This window comes from Streptomyces sp. NBC_01622 (assembly GCF_045209635.1).
Classification (GTDB): domain Bacteria; phylum Actinomycetota; class Actinomycetes; order Streptomycetales; family Streptomycetaceae; genus Streptomyces.
The window spans coordinates 1,130,102-1,146,397 of sequence record NZ_CP109293.1; the positions used below are offsets into that span (position 1 = coordinate 1,130,102).

The 16,296-nt window shown below is 72.6% G+C and carries 16 protein-coding genes; 7 read left to right on the top strand and 9 right to left on the bottom strand.

The features are described from left to right. Nucleotides 1–49 precede the first annotated feature (49 nt). Nucleotides 50–2,071: a beta-galactosidase gene (locus OH768_RS05180; protein ID WP_406450489.1), complete on the bottom strand. Its 2,022-nt coding sequence runs from the start codon at nucleotides 2,069–2,071 to the stop codon at nucleotides 50–52. A 177-nt stretch (nucleotides 2,072–2,248) separates the two neighbouring features. Between OH768_RS05180 and OH768_RS05185 the strand changes: the two genes are divergently transcribed. Further along, nucleotides 2,249–3,280: a LacI family DNA-binding transcriptional regulator gene (locus OH768_RS05185; protein WP_406450491.1), complete on the top strand. Its 1,032-nt coding sequence runs from the start codon at nucleotides 2,249–2,251 to the stop codon at nucleotides 3,278–3,280. 39 nt (nucleotides 3,281–3,319) lie between these two features. Here OH768_RS05185 and OH768_RS05190 read toward each other — a convergent pair whose 3' ends face one another. The 3 genes from OH768_RS05190 to OH768_RS05200 form a co-directional block, all read right to left on the bottom strand. After that, nucleotides 3,320–4,669, bottom strand: coding sequence for a hypothetical protein (locus tag OH768_RS05190; protein ID WP_406450493.1), 1,350 nt, complete (start codon nucleotides 4,667–4,669; stop codon nucleotides 3,320–3,322). A gap of 270 nt (nucleotides 4,670–4,939) precedes the next feature. Beyond that, nucleotides 4,940–5,071 (bottom strand): hypothetical protein, encoded by a 132-nt coding sequence (locus tag OH768_RS05195; RefSeq protein WP_406450495.1) that lies wholly within the window; start codon nucleotides 5,069–5,071, stop codon nucleotides 4,940–4,942. Between the two features lie 61 nt (nucleotides 5,072–5,132). Beyond that, nucleotides 5,133–5,534 (bottom strand): hypothetical protein, encoded by a 402-nt coding sequence (locus OH768_RS05200; RefSeq protein WP_406450497.1) that lies wholly within the window; start codon nucleotides 5,532–5,534, stop codon nucleotides 5,133–5,135. A 306-nt stretch (nucleotides 5,535–5,840) separates the two neighbouring features. On the opposite strand from OH768_RS05200, the gene OH768_RS05205 reads away from it, so the two are divergent. Together OH768_RS05205 and OH768_RS05210 are read left to right on the top strand one after the other, a co-directional pair. After that, nucleotides 5,841–6,029, top strand: a complete 189-nt coding sequence (locus OH768_RS05205) for a hypothetical protein (RefSeq protein WP_406450499.1) — start codon at nucleotides 5,841–5,843, stop codon at nucleotides 6,027–6,029. Between the two features lie 75 nt (nucleotides 6,030–6,104). Further along, nucleotides 6,105–7,103: an NAD-dependent epimerase/dehydratase family protein gene (locus tag OH768_RS05210; RefSeq protein ID WP_406450501.1), complete on the top strand. Its 999-nt coding sequence runs from the start codon at nucleotides 6,105–6,107 to the stop codon at nucleotides 7,101–7,103. A gap of 34 nt (nucleotides 7,104–7,137) precedes the next feature. On the opposite strand, the gene OH768_RS05215 is transcribed toward OH768_RS05210, so the two are convergent. Continuing rightward, complete coding sequence (locus tag OH768_RS05215; RefSeq protein WP_406450503.1) at nucleotides 7,138–8,250, bottom strand: sensor histidine kinase; 1,113 nt, start codon at nucleotides 8,248–8,250, stop codon at nucleotides 7,138–7,140. Nucleotides 8,251–8,252: 2 nt separating this feature from the next. Continuing rightward, entirely contained in the window at nucleotides 8,253–9,008 is a 756-nt protein-coding gene (locus OH768_RS05220) for a response regulator transcription factor (RefSeq protein WP_406450505.1), read from the bottom strand. A 105-nt stretch (nucleotides 9,009–9,113) separates the two neighbouring features. Between OH768_RS05220 and OH768_RS05225 the strand changes: the two genes are divergently transcribed. The 3 genes from OH768_RS05225 to OH768_RS05235 are packed head-to-tail and all read left to right on the top strand — an operon-like array spanning nucleotide 9,114 to nucleotide 11,322. After that, a complete protein-coding gene (locus OH768_RS05225) occupies nucleotides 9,114–9,866 on the top strand; it encodes a glycosyltransferase family 2 protein (protein WP_406450507.1) in 753 nt (250 codons plus the stop codon). Then, the gene (locus OH768_RS05230) at nucleotides 9,863–10,480 is read left to right on the top strand and encodes a DUF2064 domain-containing protein (RefSeq protein WP_406450509.1); all 618 of its coding nucleotides are present in this window, start codon (nucleotides 9,863–9,865) and stop codon (nucleotides 10,478–10,480) included. Before OH768_RS05225 ends, OH768_RS05230 begins: the two co-directional genes overlap by 4 nt. Then, entirely contained in the window at nucleotides 10,477–11,322 is an 846-nt protein-coding gene (locus OH768_RS05235; RefSeq protein ID WP_406450511.1) for a class I SAM-dependent methyltransferase, read from the top strand. The genes OH768_RS05230 and OH768_RS05235 overlap by 4 nt, the downstream gene beginning before the upstream one ends. Nucleotides 11,323–11,644: 322 nt before the next feature. On the opposite strand, the gene OH768_RS05240 is transcribed toward OH768_RS05235, so the two are convergent. Further along, complete coding sequence (locus OH768_RS05240; protein WP_406450513.1) at nucleotides 11,645–12,883, bottom strand: molybdopterin-dependent oxidoreductase; 1,239 nt, start codon at nucleotides 12,881–12,883, stop codon at nucleotides 11,645–11,647. Between the two features lie 113 nt (nucleotides 12,884–12,996). On the opposite strand from OH768_RS05240, the gene OH768_RS05245 reads away from it, so the two are divergent. Then, on the top strand, nucleotides 12,997–14,424 hold the full coding sequence (locus OH768_RS05245; protein ID WP_406450515.1) for a hypothetical protein: 1,428 nt from the start codon (nucleotides 12,997–12,999) through the stop codon (nucleotides 14,422–14,424). A 27-nt stretch (nucleotides 14,425–14,451) separates the two neighbouring features. On the opposite strand, the gene OH768_RS05250 is transcribed toward OH768_RS05245, so the two are convergent. Further along, entirely contained in the window at nucleotides 14,452–15,687 is a 1,236-nt protein-coding gene (locus OH768_RS05250; protein ID WP_406450517.1) for a cation:proton antiporter, read from the bottom strand. Between the two features lie 5 nt (nucleotides 15,688–15,692). Beyond that, nucleotides 15,693–16,178, bottom strand: coding sequence for a cation:proton antiporter regulatory subunit (locus OH768_RS05255; protein WP_051106210.1), 486 nt, complete (start codon nucleotides 16,176–16,178; stop codon nucleotides 15,693–15,695). Between the last annotated feature and the right edge of the window lie 118 nt (nucleotides 16,179–16,296).

A 16,296-nucleotide genomic window follows, 5' to 3' on the forward strand; every position in this document is an offset into this window, starting at 1 on the left:
TCCCCCTCCGCCCGCGGCTCACGGCTCTCGCGGGCGGAGGGGAGTCGGCTCAGCCGTCGAGTCGCACGACCCGCACGGCTCCGGCGGGAACCGCGAGACCGCCCGCGGCCCGCTCGCCGGTCAGCAGCTCGGTGCCGTCGGCGCCCAGCGGCACCTTGACGTCCGAGGCACTGTGGTTGATCGCGAAGAGGAAACTGCCCGACTCGCCTTCCCTGCACACGACTTCGACGTCGTACGGCAGCTCGGCGCGCGGGGCGATCCGGGCGTCGTCGGCGGCCCAGCCGAGCAGGGCGTCGAGGCCGTGGGCGTCGAGCCGGGTCGACACGTACCAGGCGGTGCCCTCGCCGAGGCGGTGCCGGGTGACGGCCGGATGGTCGGCGGTGAGGCCTTCGGCGTACGTCCACACGGTCTCGGCGCCGCGCGGGACGACGAACTCGGTCCACACGTCGCCGGTGAGTTCGGAGCCGTCGTGGCCGGTGATACGGACCCGCTCGCCCGCCAGGAGGGGCGAGAACTCCTCGACGGTCAGGCCGAGTACGTCGCGCAGCGCGCCGGGGCAGGCGCCCTCGTGGACGGCGTCGTGCTCGTCGACGATGCCGGAGAAGTAGGAGACGACGAGGGTCCCGCCGTTCTCGACGTACTGCTTCAGGTTTCGGCCGGCCGCCTCCGTCGTCAGGTACAGGGCGGGTACGACGACAAGGGGATAGGCCGACAAGTCGGCTTCCGGGTGGGCGAAGTCGACCGTGAGGTGACGGTCGTAGAGGGCCTCGTAGAAGGCGTCGGCGCGCTCGCGGGCGTCGTGGTCCTGGCTGGGGCGCCACTCCAGTTTCTGCGCCCACCACGACTGCCAGTCCCATACGACGGCCACGTCGGCCCGGGTGCGGGTGCCGCGTATCTGGCTCAACTCCTCGACGGACGTGCCGAGTTCGACGACCTCGCGCCAGACGCGGGTCTCGGTGCCGCCGTGCGGGAGCATCGCGGAGTGGAACTTCTCGGCGCCGCGCCGGGACTGGCGCCACTGGAAGAACATCGCACCGTCGGAGCCGCGCGCCACGTGCGAGAGGGCGTTGCGGGCCATCTGGCCGGGGGCCTTGGCGGGGTTGCGGGGCTGCCAGTTGACGCCCGAGGTGGAGTGTTCGAGGAGCAGCCAGGGGGCGCCGCCGGCGACGGAGCGGGTGAGGTCGGCGGCCATCGCGAGGTTGACGTGGGTGCGGCGGCCGTCGGTGATCAGGTAGTGGTCGTTGGTGACGAGGTCGACCTCGCGGCCCCAGGCCCAGTAGTCGACGGACTCGCACTGGCTGAGGGCGGCCATGAAGTTGGTGGTCACCGGGATGCCGGGCGCGAGGCGGTGCAGGATGTCCCGTTCCGCGACGAAGTTCTCGCGCATGGTGGCGTCCGCGAACCGCGTGTAGTCCAGCGCCTGGGCAGGGTTGACGGCGGTCGGGGTGAGGCGGGGCGGGTTGATCTGGCCGAGGTCGCCGTAGCGCTGGCCCCAAAAGGCCGTACCCCAGGCCTCGTTGACGCCGTCGACGGTTTGGTACGTCGCCGTCAGCCAGCGGCGGAAGTGGGCGGCGCAGGAGTCGCAGTAGCAGGCGGAGACGGGGACGCCGTACTCGTTGAAGACGTGCCACAGCGCGAGGGCGGGGTGGGTGCCGTAGCGCTCGGCGAGCCGGGTGGTGATGTTCGCGGCGGCGGCGCGGTAGTCGGCGTTGCTGTGGCAGATCGCGCCGCGTGAGCCGAACTCGTAGCGGGTGCCGTCGGCTGTGACGGGGAGGGCCTCGGGGTGGGCTCGGTAGAACCAGGCGGGCGGGGCGACCGTCGGCGTGCCGAGGTCGGCGCGGATGCCGTGCTCGTGCAGGAGGTCCAGGAGACGGTCGAGCCAGCCGAAGTCGTACACACCGGGATCGGGTTCCAGCAGGGCCCAGGAGAAGATCCCGACGCTCACCATGGTGACGCCGGCCTCCCGCATCAGCCGGACGTCCTCCTGCCAGACGCTCTCCGGCCACTGCTCGGGGTTGTAGTCCCCACCGAAGGCGAGCCTGGTGAGCCCCTTGGGTGTGGTCTCCGGCATGGATCTCTCCCGTAGTCGATCATTTGGGAACGTGCACACAGCGCACCTTAGAGCGCTTCCCCAACATAACCGCACGTCCGTGACCGCTGACAAGTGTCCCCGATGGTTCTCTGCCGTGAATGCTGTGAACGCTCCCATATCGGTGCTTCAGGCTGCGGGCCCGGGAGCCGTAGAGTCGTGACCATGAGCACTACGGGGGGTCGGCGCAGGCCGCCGACGATCCATGACGTGGCACGCGAGGCGGGTGTCTCGCGGGGCACTGTGTCGCGGGTCCTCAACGGCGGGCACTATGTGAGCCCGGCCGCGCAGGAGGCCGTCAACGCGGCCATCCGCAGGACGGGTTACGTCGTGAACCGGCACGCCCGCTCGCTGATCACCGGGCGCTCGGACTCGGTCGGTTTCCTGCTGACGGAACCGCAGGAGAAGTTCTTCGAGGACCCGAACTTCAACATCCTGCTGCGCGGCTGCACCCAGGCGCTGGCCGCCCACGACATCCCGCTGCTGCTGATGCTGGCCGGCACCGAGGACGAGCGGCGGCGCATCACGCGGTACATCACCTCGGGGCACGTCGACGGGGTGCTGCTGGTCTCCAGCCACTCCGGGAACCCGGTGGCGGAGGAGCTGAGCGAGGCGGGCGTGCCGCTGGTCGCGTGCGGCAAGCCGATCGGGCTCGGCTCCAAGATCAGCTATGTGGCCGCCGACGACCGGGACGGCGCCCGGGACATGACCCGGCATCTGCTCTCCCTGGGCCGTCGCCGCATCGGCACGGTCACCGGGCCGCTGGACACGCCGGGCGGTGTCGAGCGCCTCGCCGGCTACAAGGAAGTGCTCGCCGAGGCAGGCGTCGAGGTGGACGACCGGCTCGTCGTGTCCGGCGACTACAGCCGCCTCAGCGGCGAGCGGGGCGCCGAGCGGCTGCTCGCTCAGGTCCCGGACCTGGACGCCGTGTTCGTCGCCTCCGACCTGATGGCGCGGGGCGTCCTGACCACGCTGGAGCGGGCCGGGCGGCGGGTGCCGGAGGACGTGGCGGTCGGCGGCTTCGACGACTCCCCCGCCGCGCTCGCGTCCAGCCCCGAACTCACCACGATGCGGCAGCCGTTCGACCGGATCAGCGCGGAGATGGTGCGGGTGCTGCTGGCGCAGATCGGGGGCGAGGACACGGCGGCGGTGATCCTGCCGACCGAGTTGGTGAAGCGGGAGTCGACGTAGGAGGGGGCGAGCTTTCGGCGCGCCCCCTCGTAGTCGCCGTCAGGCGGTCGGGTTGACGACCACCTCGGCCGTGTTGTTCGCGCTGTCCGGGTCGAAGACGACGGGCTTGTCGCCGTGGGGGTGGACGATTACATGCCCCGTCGCGTCGGGAACGACGCGGTCGATGCGCAGCTGGAACGGGAAGCTGATGTCGAGGTCGGGCTTGGCCCACATCCGCAGGGAGCAGGCGTAGTGGCCGATGGTCGGGTCGTCGCCCGACGTCCAGGCGGTCTCACAGCTGTCGGGCACGGACGTGGCGGTGGTGCCCTCCGGGAGGTAGAAGTCGATCGTGGCGACCGGGTCGCCGGAGCCGACGTTGCCGACCCAGGCCGGGCCGGCGTTGGTGAACCGGAAGGCGGCGGTGACGGTGTCGCCGGCCGCGCCGCTCACCTCGGTGCCGTGCGCGGCGAAGTCGGCGGTGTTGTCGGCGTCGATGCTCCAGGCGCGGCTGTTGTCCGAGCTGTCGAGGTCGGTGATGCCGCCGACGGGTTCGATCTCGTAGTCGAACCGGTCGAAGAGCGCGTGATCGGTGACGGTGAGCCGCAGCGGCGCGGGCAGTTCCACGGTGGCGCCGGGTGCGATGTCGGTGTCGAAGGTGCAGGTCGCGTGCGTCATGGGCATGTAGGTGCCGCCGACGTCGGGCTCGGTGTAGGCGCACTGCGGGTAGCGGGTGACGACGTCGAGGCCGTATGTCGCGTACATCTGCACGGTGAAGCCGTGGGCGGTCTCGTTGCCGGTGTTGGTGACGGCGAACGGCACGGTGAGTTCCGTGCCGGGCGCGACGCCGGTCGCGTCCTGCGGGGCGCCGATGCCGAGGTCCGGGCCGGAGCGGACGGTGACGGGAGTCTCCGCGTTGCCCTCAGGAGCGGTGAGCGTGCCGTCGGGGCCGCCGGTGGCCTCGGCGGAGTACTCGATCGCGCCCTGCGCTCCCACGGCGGCGCCGGCGGCGGCCCGCACCTTGAGCTGCACCTGTGCGCTGTAGCGCGTGGGCACGTCCCCGGTGTCGCACACCGCGACGGTGCCCGCGCCGTTCGGCGTGCAGTTGTCGGGCCAGGCCACCTCGGCGACCCCGGTGAGCCCGGAGACGTCGACGGTCAGGCGGCCGTCCGTCACGGTGAAGTTGTCGTTGTCGTGGGACAGGCCGAGCGTCAGCGTCCGGTACTGGGCCGTGCCGCCGGCCGGGGCGACGGTGACCGATTGGTCGTACGGCGCCTGGATCCACAGCTGATCGGTCTGCGGCTCGTCGTCGGCGAAGGCGGCCCCGCTCCCGAGACCGGCGAGAACCAGCGCCCCCACGGCTCCGGCACAGGCTCCGCGACGCAGTAGTCGCCCGACGGAGACAGATCTCATGACATCCCCCATGTTGGTACAGCAGAGACCCCGGCAAGTCGTCGGTGCCGGGCGGGAGTTAGACAGCCTGCCGATACGGAAGGTTGTAGTGGGGAGGCGTGTCTATACCCTTCGGTAGAGATGTCGCTCCTCCGTCGCGCCGACGATTCGCCGTCCGGCGCGCGGAATGCTCGTGGCCATGGACATCACCTCGCTCACCGTCGTACTCAGCGCGATCGTGGTCCTCGCCGCCTCGGTCCTCGTCGTCTCCAACGAACCCCCGCTGTGGGTCTACCTGTTGAGCGCGGCGGCCTCGCTGCCCCTGAGCGGTGTCCTGCTCGACGCGCCCGCCGTCACCTCCGCGCTCGTGGACGGCTCCGCCGCCACTTGGGGTCTGCGGCTGGCCGTGGCCGCCACCGTCACGGTCGTGCTGAGCTTCTTCTTCGGCGGGGACGGCCGCGCGGCACGGGCGGCTGACGGTCCGTCACTTCGCGCGGGTGAGGGCGGTGACGGTGAGCGCGAGGACACCGGCCAGGCAGAGCCAGGCGAAGGTGTCGCCGATCCGGTCGTAGACCGTGGTGACGCCGTGGACGGGCACGTAGGCCACCATGGTCTGACGTTCGGTCGTGAAGTAGTCGGTGGCGGCGAGGACATGGCCCTCGCCGTCGTAGGCGGCCGACACGCCCTCCGCGTCCTGACGGATCAGTGAGTAGCCGCCCTCGATCGCCCGCAGGCTCGCCTTCTCGGTGTGTGCGGCTCCGTACTCCCGCCAGTCGTGGGAGGGGACGAGCATGATGTCGGCGCGGGTCCGCATCATGGCGGGGAAGTCTGCGTCGTAGCAGATGACGTCGGCGATCCGGCCGTACGGGGTGTCGGTGACGGGCACGCGGCCGTCGCCGGACCGAAACCGATCGCCGACTCCTGGACCCAGAAGACGGCGGCCGGGACGCCCCATCGGCCGCCCACCGCGAACAGCGTCGTCCCGGTGCACGAATGGCGTCGAGGCCACCCGGCGCATCATCGGCGACCGGTCCGGGTCGGGCACCGCGCCACGGGTCGTCGTCCTCACCACGTTCGACCTCGACGAGTACGTGCACGCGGCCCTTCGAGCGGGCGCCGACGGCTTCTGCTGAAGAACAGCCACCCCGACGGCCTCGCCCGCGCCCTCCACGTGGCCGTCGGCGGAGAGCCCGTGCTCGCGCCGAGCGTCACCCGCCGGCTCATCGACACACTGACCGCGCTGCCGACCGCGCTCCTCCCCGACACACCGGACGCGCCGGCGGCACCCGAGGAACCCGCGCTGACGGAACTGCTCACCGAGCGCGAGCTGCTGGTTCTCGTCCTGGTCGCGCGGCGGGCGGCCCTCACCGGAACCATGTGAGCAGGTCTTACGGACCGGTGACGCCGCGGCCGTGACACTGCCGTGTGGTGGGTCGGCGGTCCTAGCGTCTGACACATGCGAGTACTGATCACCGGCGGTGCCGGGTTCATCGGGTCCCATGTCGTCGAGGCGCTGACCGCGCACGGACACGAGGCGATCGTGTTCGACCTGCGCGACGGACCGGACGTGCGCGACGGCGAAGCGGTCGCGCACGCGCTGCGGGGCGTGGACGCCGTATGCCATCAGGCGGCGATGGTCGGACTGGGCACGGGATTCGGCGACGCGCCCGACTACGTCTCGCACAACGACCTCGGTACGGCGGTACTGCTCGCCGCCATGGCCGCCACGGGCGTGCGCCGGCTGGTGCTCGCGGGGTCGATGGTCGTCTACGGCGAGGGCTCCTACGCCTGCGAGTGGCACGGGCCGGTGCGGCCGGGGCCCCGGGCCGTGGCCGATCTGGACGCGAGGCGCTTCGAGCCCCGATGTCCGCACTGCGGCGAGGAGTTGACGCCGGGGCTGGTGGGTGAGGACGCTCCGGTCGACCCCCGTAACGTGTACGCGACGACCAAGCTGACCCAGGAACATCTGGCGTCGGCCTGGGCGCGCGCCACGGGTGGTTCGGCCGTCTCGCTGCGCTACCACAACGTGTACGGCCCGAGGATGCCGCGTGACACCCCGTACGCCGGGGTCGCCTCCTTCTTCCGGTCCGCGCTCGCCCGTGGTGAGGCTCCTCGGGTGTTCGAGGACGGCGGCCAGCGGCGGGACTTCGTGCACGTACGGGACGTGGCGGCGGCGAACGTGGCGGCGCTGGAGTCGGAGCCCCGGGAAGGGGCGCTGACCGCGTACAACACCGGCAGCGGGGACCCGCACACGGTCGGCGAGATGGCGCGGGTGCTGGCCGCCGCGTACGGCGGGCCCGAGCCCGTCGTGACCGGGGAGTACCGGCTCGGCGACGTCCGCCACATCACGGCGGACTCCGCACGGCTGCGGGCCGAGCTGGGCTGGAAGGCGGAGGTCGCGTTCCCGGAGGGGATGCGGGAGTTCGCGGTGTCGAAGCTGCGCGGGGAGCGGTAGCCGACCGGCTGCTGGCCGAGGGCGCCGCCGGCGTTCACCCCTCGGCCATCGGCAGTGTCACCTCGAAGCGGCAGCCGCCGGACACGTTCCGTACGGCGGCCCGGCCCTGGTGGGCCTCGACGATGCCGCGCACGATCGCCAGGCCCAGGCCGGCCCCGGCCGGGGGCGTCCGCGCGTGGGTGCCGCGCCAGCCCGTGTCGAAGACGCGCGGCAGGTCCTCCTCGGGGATGCCGCCGCAGCCGTCCGTCACGGACAGCACCACGCCCTCGGCGGACCGCTCGGCGGCGACCGCGACCGTGCCGTCGGCCGGTGTCCGGCGGATCGCGTTGACCAGCAGGTTCCCCAGGACCCGGCTCATCTCGCGGCCGTCCACCTCGACCGGCACCGACACGATCCGGTCGCCGACCAGCCGCACCCCGTGCTCCCGGGCCAGCGGGTCCGCGCCGGCGAGGGCGTCGCCGATCAGGTCGTAGAGCGACATCCGGGACGGGGAGAGCGTGAGCGTCCCCGCGTGTATGCGGGAGAGTTCGAAGAGGTCGCCGACCATGTCGTTGAGGCGTTCGACCTCGGTGCGGATCTGGCGGAGATAGCGGACGGGGTCGGCGGCGACCCCGTCCTCCAGGGCCTCGGACATCGCGCGCAGACCGGCGAGCGGGGTGCGCAGGTCGTGGGAGATCCAGGCGACGAGTTCGCGGCGCGAGGACTCCAACGCGCGTTCGCGGTCCCGGGATTCGGCGAGCTTGGCGCTGGTCGCGCCCAACTCCCGGCTCAGATCGGCCAGTTCGGCCGTCGCCGGGCCCTCGGGTGCCGAGAAGTCTCCGCCGTCACCGAAGTCCCTTGCCGCGCGGGCGAGTTCACGGCTGCCGGCGACGACCCAGCGGCCGAGCAGCAGGGCGGTGACCAGGGAGACCACGGCCGCCATGGCGACGACGGTGGTGACGACACTCAGGTCGTGCGAGGACAGGAACATCGCCTGCGCCACTGCCAGCGTGCCCGCGAACATCGCCGTCACCGCGACCGCGGCGACCACGGACACGGACGCGGTGAGCGACCTCCGGCGCAGCAGCCACAGCGCGCCCGCGCCGAGCACCCCGGCCCCGGCGGCGCCCAGAAAGGCGAACAGGGCGATGAGCAGCATGTCGCGCATGATCAGCCCTCCTCGACCGAGCCGGTGCGAGCGGGCTCGAAGCGGTAGCCGACGCCCCACACCGTCTGGATCAGGCGGGGTCTGGCGGGATCGTCCTCGACCTTGCCGCGCAGCCGTCGTACATGCACGGTGACGGTCGACAGGTCGCCGAAGTCCCAGCCCCACACCTCCCGCATCAGATCCTCCCGGCTGAAGGCCCGCCCGGGGTGTCGTAGGAAGAAGGCGAGGAGGTCGAACTCCCGCAGGGTGAGGGCGAGTTCGGCGCCGTTCTTGGTGGCGCGGCGGGCGGCGGGGTCGGCCGTCAGTCCCGCCGAGCTCAGGGGGCGGGTCACGGCCGGGGGGCCGCTGCGGCGCAGCACGGACTCCACGCGGAGGACGAGTTCGCGTGGGCTGAACGGCTTGGTGACGTAGTCGTCGGCGCCGACCTCCAGACCGAGGATCCGGTCATCCTCGTCGCCGCGCGCGGTGAGCATGATGACCGGCACGGGTCCGTGGCCGCGCAGCCGGCGGCACACCTCCAGGCCGTCCATGCCGGGCAGCATCAGGTCGAGGACCACCAGGTCCGGCCAGTGCGCGGCGGCCCGGGCCAGCGCGCCCGGCCCGTCCTCGGCGCGGTCCACGACGTATCCGGCTCGGTCGAGGTATCCGGAGACGATCTCGGCGACGGTCGGGTCGTCGTCGACCACGAGGACGCGCATCGGATGGGCCTGCCCGCTCTCGACGGGCACGGCACCTGGGGATTCGTACGGCTGCTGCATGTCATCAAGGGTCCCACCGGCCGCGCCCGCCTTCCGAATCCGCTGCCCGGACGTCCGCGTTTCGTAAGGAACCGAAGTCCGGTATGCCGGATTCGCGCTCGTAGGGTGAAAGCCGTGACGACACCTCCCCCACCAGATCCGGACCCGGCGCCCGTCGACGTGGTCCTCCCCTGCCTCAACGAGGCCGAGGCCCTGCCCTGGGTGCTGGCCCGCATTCCGCGGGGCTGGCGCGCGCTGGTCGTGGACAACGGGTCCACGGACGGTTCCGCGGCACTCGCCCACAGCCTCGGCGCCACCGTCGTGCGCGAGGAGCGCCGCGGGTTCGGCGCCGCCTGTCATGCCGGGCTGCTGGCCGCCACCGCGGACATCGTGTGTTTCTGCGACTGCGACGCCTCGCTCGACCCGTCCCTGCTGGTGGACTTCGTTCGCGAGGTACGCGACGGCGAGGCCGATCTCGTGCTCGGGCGGCGCCGGCCGCAGGGGCGCGGGGCCTGGCCCCCGCACGCCCGGGCGGGCAACCTCGCGCTGGCCCGGATGCTGCGCCGCCGCACCGGGCTGCGGCTGCACGACCTCGGCCCGCTGCGGGCCGCCCGCCGCGCGGATCTGCTCGCGCTCGGCCTCACGGACCGCCGCAGCGGCTACCCGCTCCAGATGGTGGTGCGTGCCGCCGACGCCGGTCTGCGCGTCGCCGAGCACGACGTGCCGTATCTGCCGCGCACTGGCGCCTCCAAGGTCACCGGGACCTGGCGCGGCACCTGGCAGGCGGTACGGGACATGCGCCGGGTGCTGGCCGAACCCCCGGCGCCCGCGACGGTGCCGACAGCCGCCCCCTCACCTCAAGGAGCCACTTCCCGGTGACCACCCTTCTCGTCATCGCCAAGGAACCGCGGCCCGGACGGGTGAAGACCCGGCTCACTCCGCCGTTCACGCCCGAGGAGGCCGCCGCGCTCGCCGAGGCCTCGCTGGTCGACACCCTGAACGTACTGCTGGCGACGCCCGCGCGGCGGCGGGTGCTGGTGCTCGACGGAGCTCCGGGCCCCTGGCTGCCCCCGGGCTTCGACGTCGTACCGCAGTGCGGCGGAGGGCTCGACGAACGGCTCGCCGCCGCCTTCGCGGGCTGCGCCGGGCCCGCGCTGCTGATCGGCATGGACACCCCGCAGGTGACACCCGCGCTCCTCACCGTCGACTTCGCCGACTGCGACGCGTATTTCGGGCCGGCCGAGGACGGGGGCTTCTGGGCCCTGGGCCTCACCGACCCGGACCCGGCGCTCCTGCGCGGTGTACCGATGTCGACGCCCACCACCGGTGCCGTCCAGCGCGCCCGGCTCACCGCCGCGGGCCTGCGCGTCCGCGACCTCCCGCCCCTGCGGGACGTGGACACGGCGTACGACGCCGAACTGGTCGCCGCCGAGGCGCCGGACGGGCGGTTCGCGAAGGAACTGGCGCGGCTCAGGACGGGAGTCGGCCGGTGAGTGCGGCACGCGAGGTGGGGCGGCCGGCGCCCACCGGCGAGGGCACGCGCCCGGTGACCGCGGTTATCGACTGCCCGCCCTCGGACTCCCCCGCACGCTCCTGGTCCGCCGACCCGTACACCGACGCCCTGCGCACCGGTCGCGGCCCGCTCTTCCTCCGCCGTACCGACGGCTGGCTGCTGCCCCTGGAGGTGGAGCGCTGGTGCGCGGCGGCCGACGCGGCGGACCGGGAGGTGTTGCGCCGGTGCGAAGGGGCCGTCCTCGACGTGGGATGCGGGCCCGGGCGGCTCGTCGCGGAGCTCGCCGCTCAGGGCCGGCCCGTGCTGGGCATCGACGTCAGTGAGGCCGCCGTCGCGCATGCCGTCCGCCTGGGCGGGCAGGCACTGCGCCGGTCCGTCTTCGAACCCGTCCCCGGCGAGGGCCGCTGGGACACCGCCCTCCTCATCGACGGCAACGTCGGCATCGGCGGTGACCCGCATGCCCTGTTGCGGCGAATGTCCCAACTCCTCGCCCCAGGAGGGTTGTTGGTGGTGGAGACCGCTCCGGTCGACGTCGACGAACGGGTGCGGGTCCGGGTCGCCGACGGTCGTGGAGCCTCCGGTACGTCCTTCCCGTGGGCCCGCTTGGGGACCCCGGCCCTGTTGCGCCACTCCGGCTGGGCCGGGTGGCGCACGGAGGGTCAGTGGACGGCCGACGGCCGCTGCTTCCTCGCCCTGCGCAACCGCAGCAGCCGTAGCGACCGCAGGACGAGCAGCACGGCCGAGCCGCCGAACAGGGCCGCCGTGACCAGCAGCCAGCGGGACAGGAACCCGTCGCCGGAGAGCGCGGTGGCGGACCTGTAGCGGTCCGCGACCTGCCCGCTGATCAGCGGGAACCACACCAGCAGCAGAAGGCCGGAGAGCAGGGCCGGGACCCGGACGTAGCCCGTCCAGTCCCGGTGTCCGGCGGCGCCCAGCACCCGGGCGAGCGCCCGGTCCACGCCCGCGTACAACGGCACCAGCACCAGGTCGTGCAGCACCGCCGCGCCCACCAACCACAGCGCCACCCCGAACCAGTCGTCCGCGAGCAGCCGCACCCCCGCATACCCGGCGAGCGCGAACGAGCAGGCCAGCAGCAGGAGTTGCAGCGGGCTGCCGAGAGCCGGCCGTCGGAACGGAACGCGCATCACAGGTCTCCGAAGGTCATACGGGCCACCCATTTGGTGTTGAGCACGCCGGGCGCCGCGGGGACGATGACGCGTGCCGGGTAGCCGTGGTCGGGAGTGAGGTCCTCGCCGTTGACGAACAGGGCGAGCAGCGAGCGCGGGTCGCGGACCTGGTTGTCGCGCAGGGCGGACCGGCGGAAGGCCCCGTGCCGTTGCAGGGACTCCACCAGGACGTCGGGCGCCGTGTCCGTCTCGTAGCCGACGAGTGCCGCCAGGTCGCGCAGCCGTACGCCTCGCCACCACTGGTCGGAGGTCGACCAGCCCTCCACGCAGGCGATGGGCAACGCGGCGCTGTGCAGCGGGAGTTGGAGCAGCGCGGCCCGGCCAAGGCGGACCGTGCGGCCGTTCCCCTCGACGACCAGGCGCCATGCGTCCTCGGAGGTCTCCCTGGCGTCGATGCCGACCGCGGCCGCCGTCTTGTTGATCTGGAAGGCACTGGGGCCGGAGCCCGGTTCGGGTCCGCCGTGCGGTGCGAGCAGGGCCGTCTCCCGGAGCGGTCCGTCGAAGCCGCGGCCCGCCGTCGTGGCGAACAGCAGCAGCGATCCGCCGCCGACCACACCGAGGGCGCCACGGCGCGAGACGGTGGGTTCGGCGGGGTTCGGGGACACCAACTCCCCTTCCTCGTGCGGGGGTTCGTGCCGGAGATGGCGCAGGTTGCGCAGGGCCGCGGGTGTCTTCAGGACGGCGTGGGCGAGGAAGGCGGCGAAGAAGACCCAGGCGCCGTAGAAGTGCAGGGGGTAGAAGGAGCCGGGGAAGACGTAGTCGAGCTGGACGTTGAGCACGCCCGTGGTGAACTCGAACAGGCCGCCGCCCACGAGGAGCAGCAGCGAGAGCCGTTCCAGCGCGTGGGCGAGGGAGCGGGCCGGCGGCAGGGCGAACAGCTTCGGGACGACCGACCACAGCTTCGCCAGCAGTACGGGGATCAGCGCGATGCCGAGGGTGACGTGTGTGCCCTGTGTGAGGCGGTACAGCCAGGACGGGTCGGTCGGCCAGGCGAAGAGATAGAAGCCGAGCAGGCCCTTGTCCGGGGTCTGGTCGTTCACCGGCGAGAGGTCCGGGTTGTAGGCGGCGTACGACAGCAGACCCGTCACGAACAGCACGGTGATCCCGACGAGCAGGACGACGCCCAGCACGGAGGTGAACCAGGGGCCGCGCAGCGGGCTGCGCCAGAAGGCGGGCGAGGAGGGGGAGCGTGGCATGCCCCGACCGTAGGCCGGGGACCCCCCCCGAACGGGTTCGCAAACCATGACGAAACCCTGACGTCTCCCTCGGCGACGGCTCCGCCGGGCACACTCCGACCTAGCGTGTCGGCGTGAACCCCGATCTTCTCCGCGACCGCGAGCGCCACCAGGACGCCCGCCCCGACGACCGTCCCCATGCCGTTCCGGGCGACCGCCCGCGCGACCACGTCCGCGATCTGTCGGCCGGCCTCGCCGCCGCCCTGCTCGTCCTGGCGGCGGTGCTGGTCGGCACCGCCATCCAGGACCGCCACCACTCGCTCTTCGTCGGCTGGCCGCCCGTGTTCGCCCAGTGGGAGCCGCACGTCGGCCCCGGCACCCCGGCGGCGCTCGCCGTCGCGGTCGCCGTCGTGGCGTACGGTCCCGTCCTCGCCGCCCAACTGCCTTGGCGCGCACTGCTGTTCACCGCCTGGGGCACCGCCATGGCCTGGACGTTCTCGCTGGCCCTGGTCGACGGCTGGCAACGCGGCATCGCGGGACGGCTGACGACCACGAACGAATACCTCACGGTCATCGGCCGCTTCCACGACATCCCCGCCACCCTGCGCGACTTCACCCACCACATCCTCAGCCACTCCCCCGCGCCCTGGCCCGCGCACATCGCCGGGCATCCCCCGGCGGCCACCGTCACCTTCGTGCTCCTGGACCGGATCGGACTGGGCGGCGGGGCCTGGGCGGGCGTCTGGTGCATCACCGTCGGGGCGACGGCGGGCGCGGCGGTCCTCGTCACCGTGCGCGTGCTCGCCGGTGAGCAACTCGCCCGCCGCGCCGCCCCGTTCCTCGTCCTCGCCCCGGCCGCGGTGTGGGTCGGCACCTCGGCGGACGGGTACTTCGCGGGCGTCGCCGCCTGGGCCGTCGCGTTCCTCGCCCTCGCGGTCACCGGACACCGGCCGCGCTCGGCCGGCCTGGCCGCCGGGCTGTTCCTCGGCCTCACCGCGTATCTCTCGTACGGGCTGACGCTGTTCGCGGTGATCGCGGGCGCCGCACTGCTGCTGGGGCACCGGCGGCTTCGCCCGCTCCCGTACGTCGTCGCCGGACTCGCCGTCGTACCGGTGGTGTTCACGCTGCTCGGCTTCAACTGGTGGGAGGCGTACCGCCTGTTGATCACCCGCTACTACGAAGGCGTTGGCGGGATCCGGCCGTACGGCTACTGGGTGTGGGCGAATCTGGCCTGCACGGCGCTGATCGTGGGCCCGGCGACGGTGGCGGGTCTGCGGCGGACGGGCACCGCTCCCGTACGTCCCCAACTCCCGGAGCTGCGCGGCGGTTTGCGCACCGCCGCGCCCCAACCCCGGCTCGCCCTGCTGGTGTTCGCCGCGCTCCTCGCCCTCCTCGTCGCGGATCTCTCCGGTATGAGCAAGGCGGAGACGGAGCGCATCTGGCTGCCGTTCGCGATGTGGCTGCTGCCCGCCTGCGCGTTCCTCCCCCGGCCCCGCGCCTGGCTCACCGCGCAGGCCGCCCTGGCCCTGCTCCTCAACCACCTGCTCCTGACGGGCTGGTGACGACCGGGGCAGGGCGCCGGCACGGGCCTACGCCACCTCGTGGGGCTCCGGAGCCGTGCTGTTCGCGGTCCCTTCCGCGTCGGCCACGCGGGCGGCCTTGTCCCGCCCGCGCCCGGTCAGACGGGTGGCCAGCGGCTCGGTGCAGCGGGCGCTGAGCGGGCCCACGATCACCAGGATCAGCACATACGCCGTCGCCAGCGGGCCGAGCGAGGGTTCGATGCCGGCGGTGACGGCGAGGCCGGCGATGACGATGGAGAACTCGCCGCGGGCGACCAGCGTGCCGCCCGCCCGCCAGCGTCCCTTGGCGGAGATGCCCGCGCGCCGGGCCGCCCAGTACCCGGTGGCGATCTTCGTGCCCGCGGTGACGACCGCCAGGGCGAGTGCGGGCAGCAGGACGGGCGGAATGCTCGCCGGGTCGGTGTGCAGACCGAAGAAGACGAAGAACACGGCGGCGAACAGGTCCCGCAGCGGGGACAGCAGGCTGTGCGCACCCTCCGCGGCCTCTCCGGACAGGGCGATGCCGACCAGGAACGCGCCCACGGCGGCGGACACCTGGAGCTGCTGGGCGAGACCGGCGACCAGGAGGGTCAGGCCCAGGACGACCAGGAGCAGTTTCTCGGGGTCGTCGCTGGAGACGAAGCGGGAGATGTGGCGGCCGTAGCGGACCGCGAGGAGCAGCACCAGGGCCGCCGCGCCGAGGGCGACGACCAGGGTGAGGCTGCCCGAGGCGAGGCCCGTGCCGGCGAGGAGCGCGGTGACGACCGGGAGGTAGACGGCCATCGAGAGGTCTTCGAGGACGAGGATGCTCAGGATGACGGGGGTCTCGCGGTTGCCGAGGCGGCCCAGGTCGCCGAGGACCTTGGCGATGACGCCGGAGGAGGAGATCCAGGTGACCCCGGCAAGCACCACCGCGGCGACCGGCCCCCAGCCGAGCAGCAGGGCCATGGCGGCGCCGGGCAGCGCGTTCAGGGCGGCGTCGACGAGACCCGCGCTGTACTGGGTCTTGAGGTTGGAGACGAGATCGCTGGCCGTGTACTCCAGGCCGAGCATCAACAGCAGCAGGATGACGCCGATCTCGGCGCCGATGGCGACGAACTCCTCGCTGGCGCCCAGCGGCAGCAGTCCGCCCTCGCCGAAGGCGAGCCCGGCCAGCAGATAGAGCGGTATCGGGGAGAACCGGAAGCGTGCGGCGAACCGGCCCAGCAGTCCAAGTGCCAGGATGATCGCGCCGAACTCGATCAGGAACCTCGCGGAGGAGTGCATCACGCTCACTCCCGCCCGAGTATCGCGGCGGCCGACTCGACGCCCTCGCGCGTGCCGATCACGATCAGGGTGTCCCCGCCGGCCAGCCGGAAGTCCGGCGTCGGGGAGGGGACGGCCTCGGCCCGGCGCAGCACGGCCACGATCGAGACGCCGGTCTCGGTGCGCATCCTGGTCTCGCCCAGCACCCGCCCGTTCCAGTACGAGAGCGCCGACAGCTGAATGCGCTCGGCGACCAGGCCCAGTTCGGTGGTGGACAGCAGGTTCGGGCTGTGGTGCTCGGGCAGCAGGGCGTCGACGAGCGCGGCCGTCTCCGCCGTGGTCAGCCGTACGGACAGGGCGCAGGCGTCCGGATCGTCCGAGCGGTAGGCGTTCAGGGTCCGCTCGCCGTCCCGGTGCGCGACCACCGACAGAACTCGCTGCTCACGGGTCGTCAGGTCGTAGCGGACACCGATCCCCGGCAACGGCGTACTGCTCACGCGCGGAGTGCCCATGACGTGTCCCCCTGCTTCCTCGCGGATCTTCGTGAACCTTACATGTTCTTGACTCTTCTTTGCCAATTTTTGACCGATCCACCGTCGGGCCTGCGCGGAGTAGAGCTGCCCAACACGG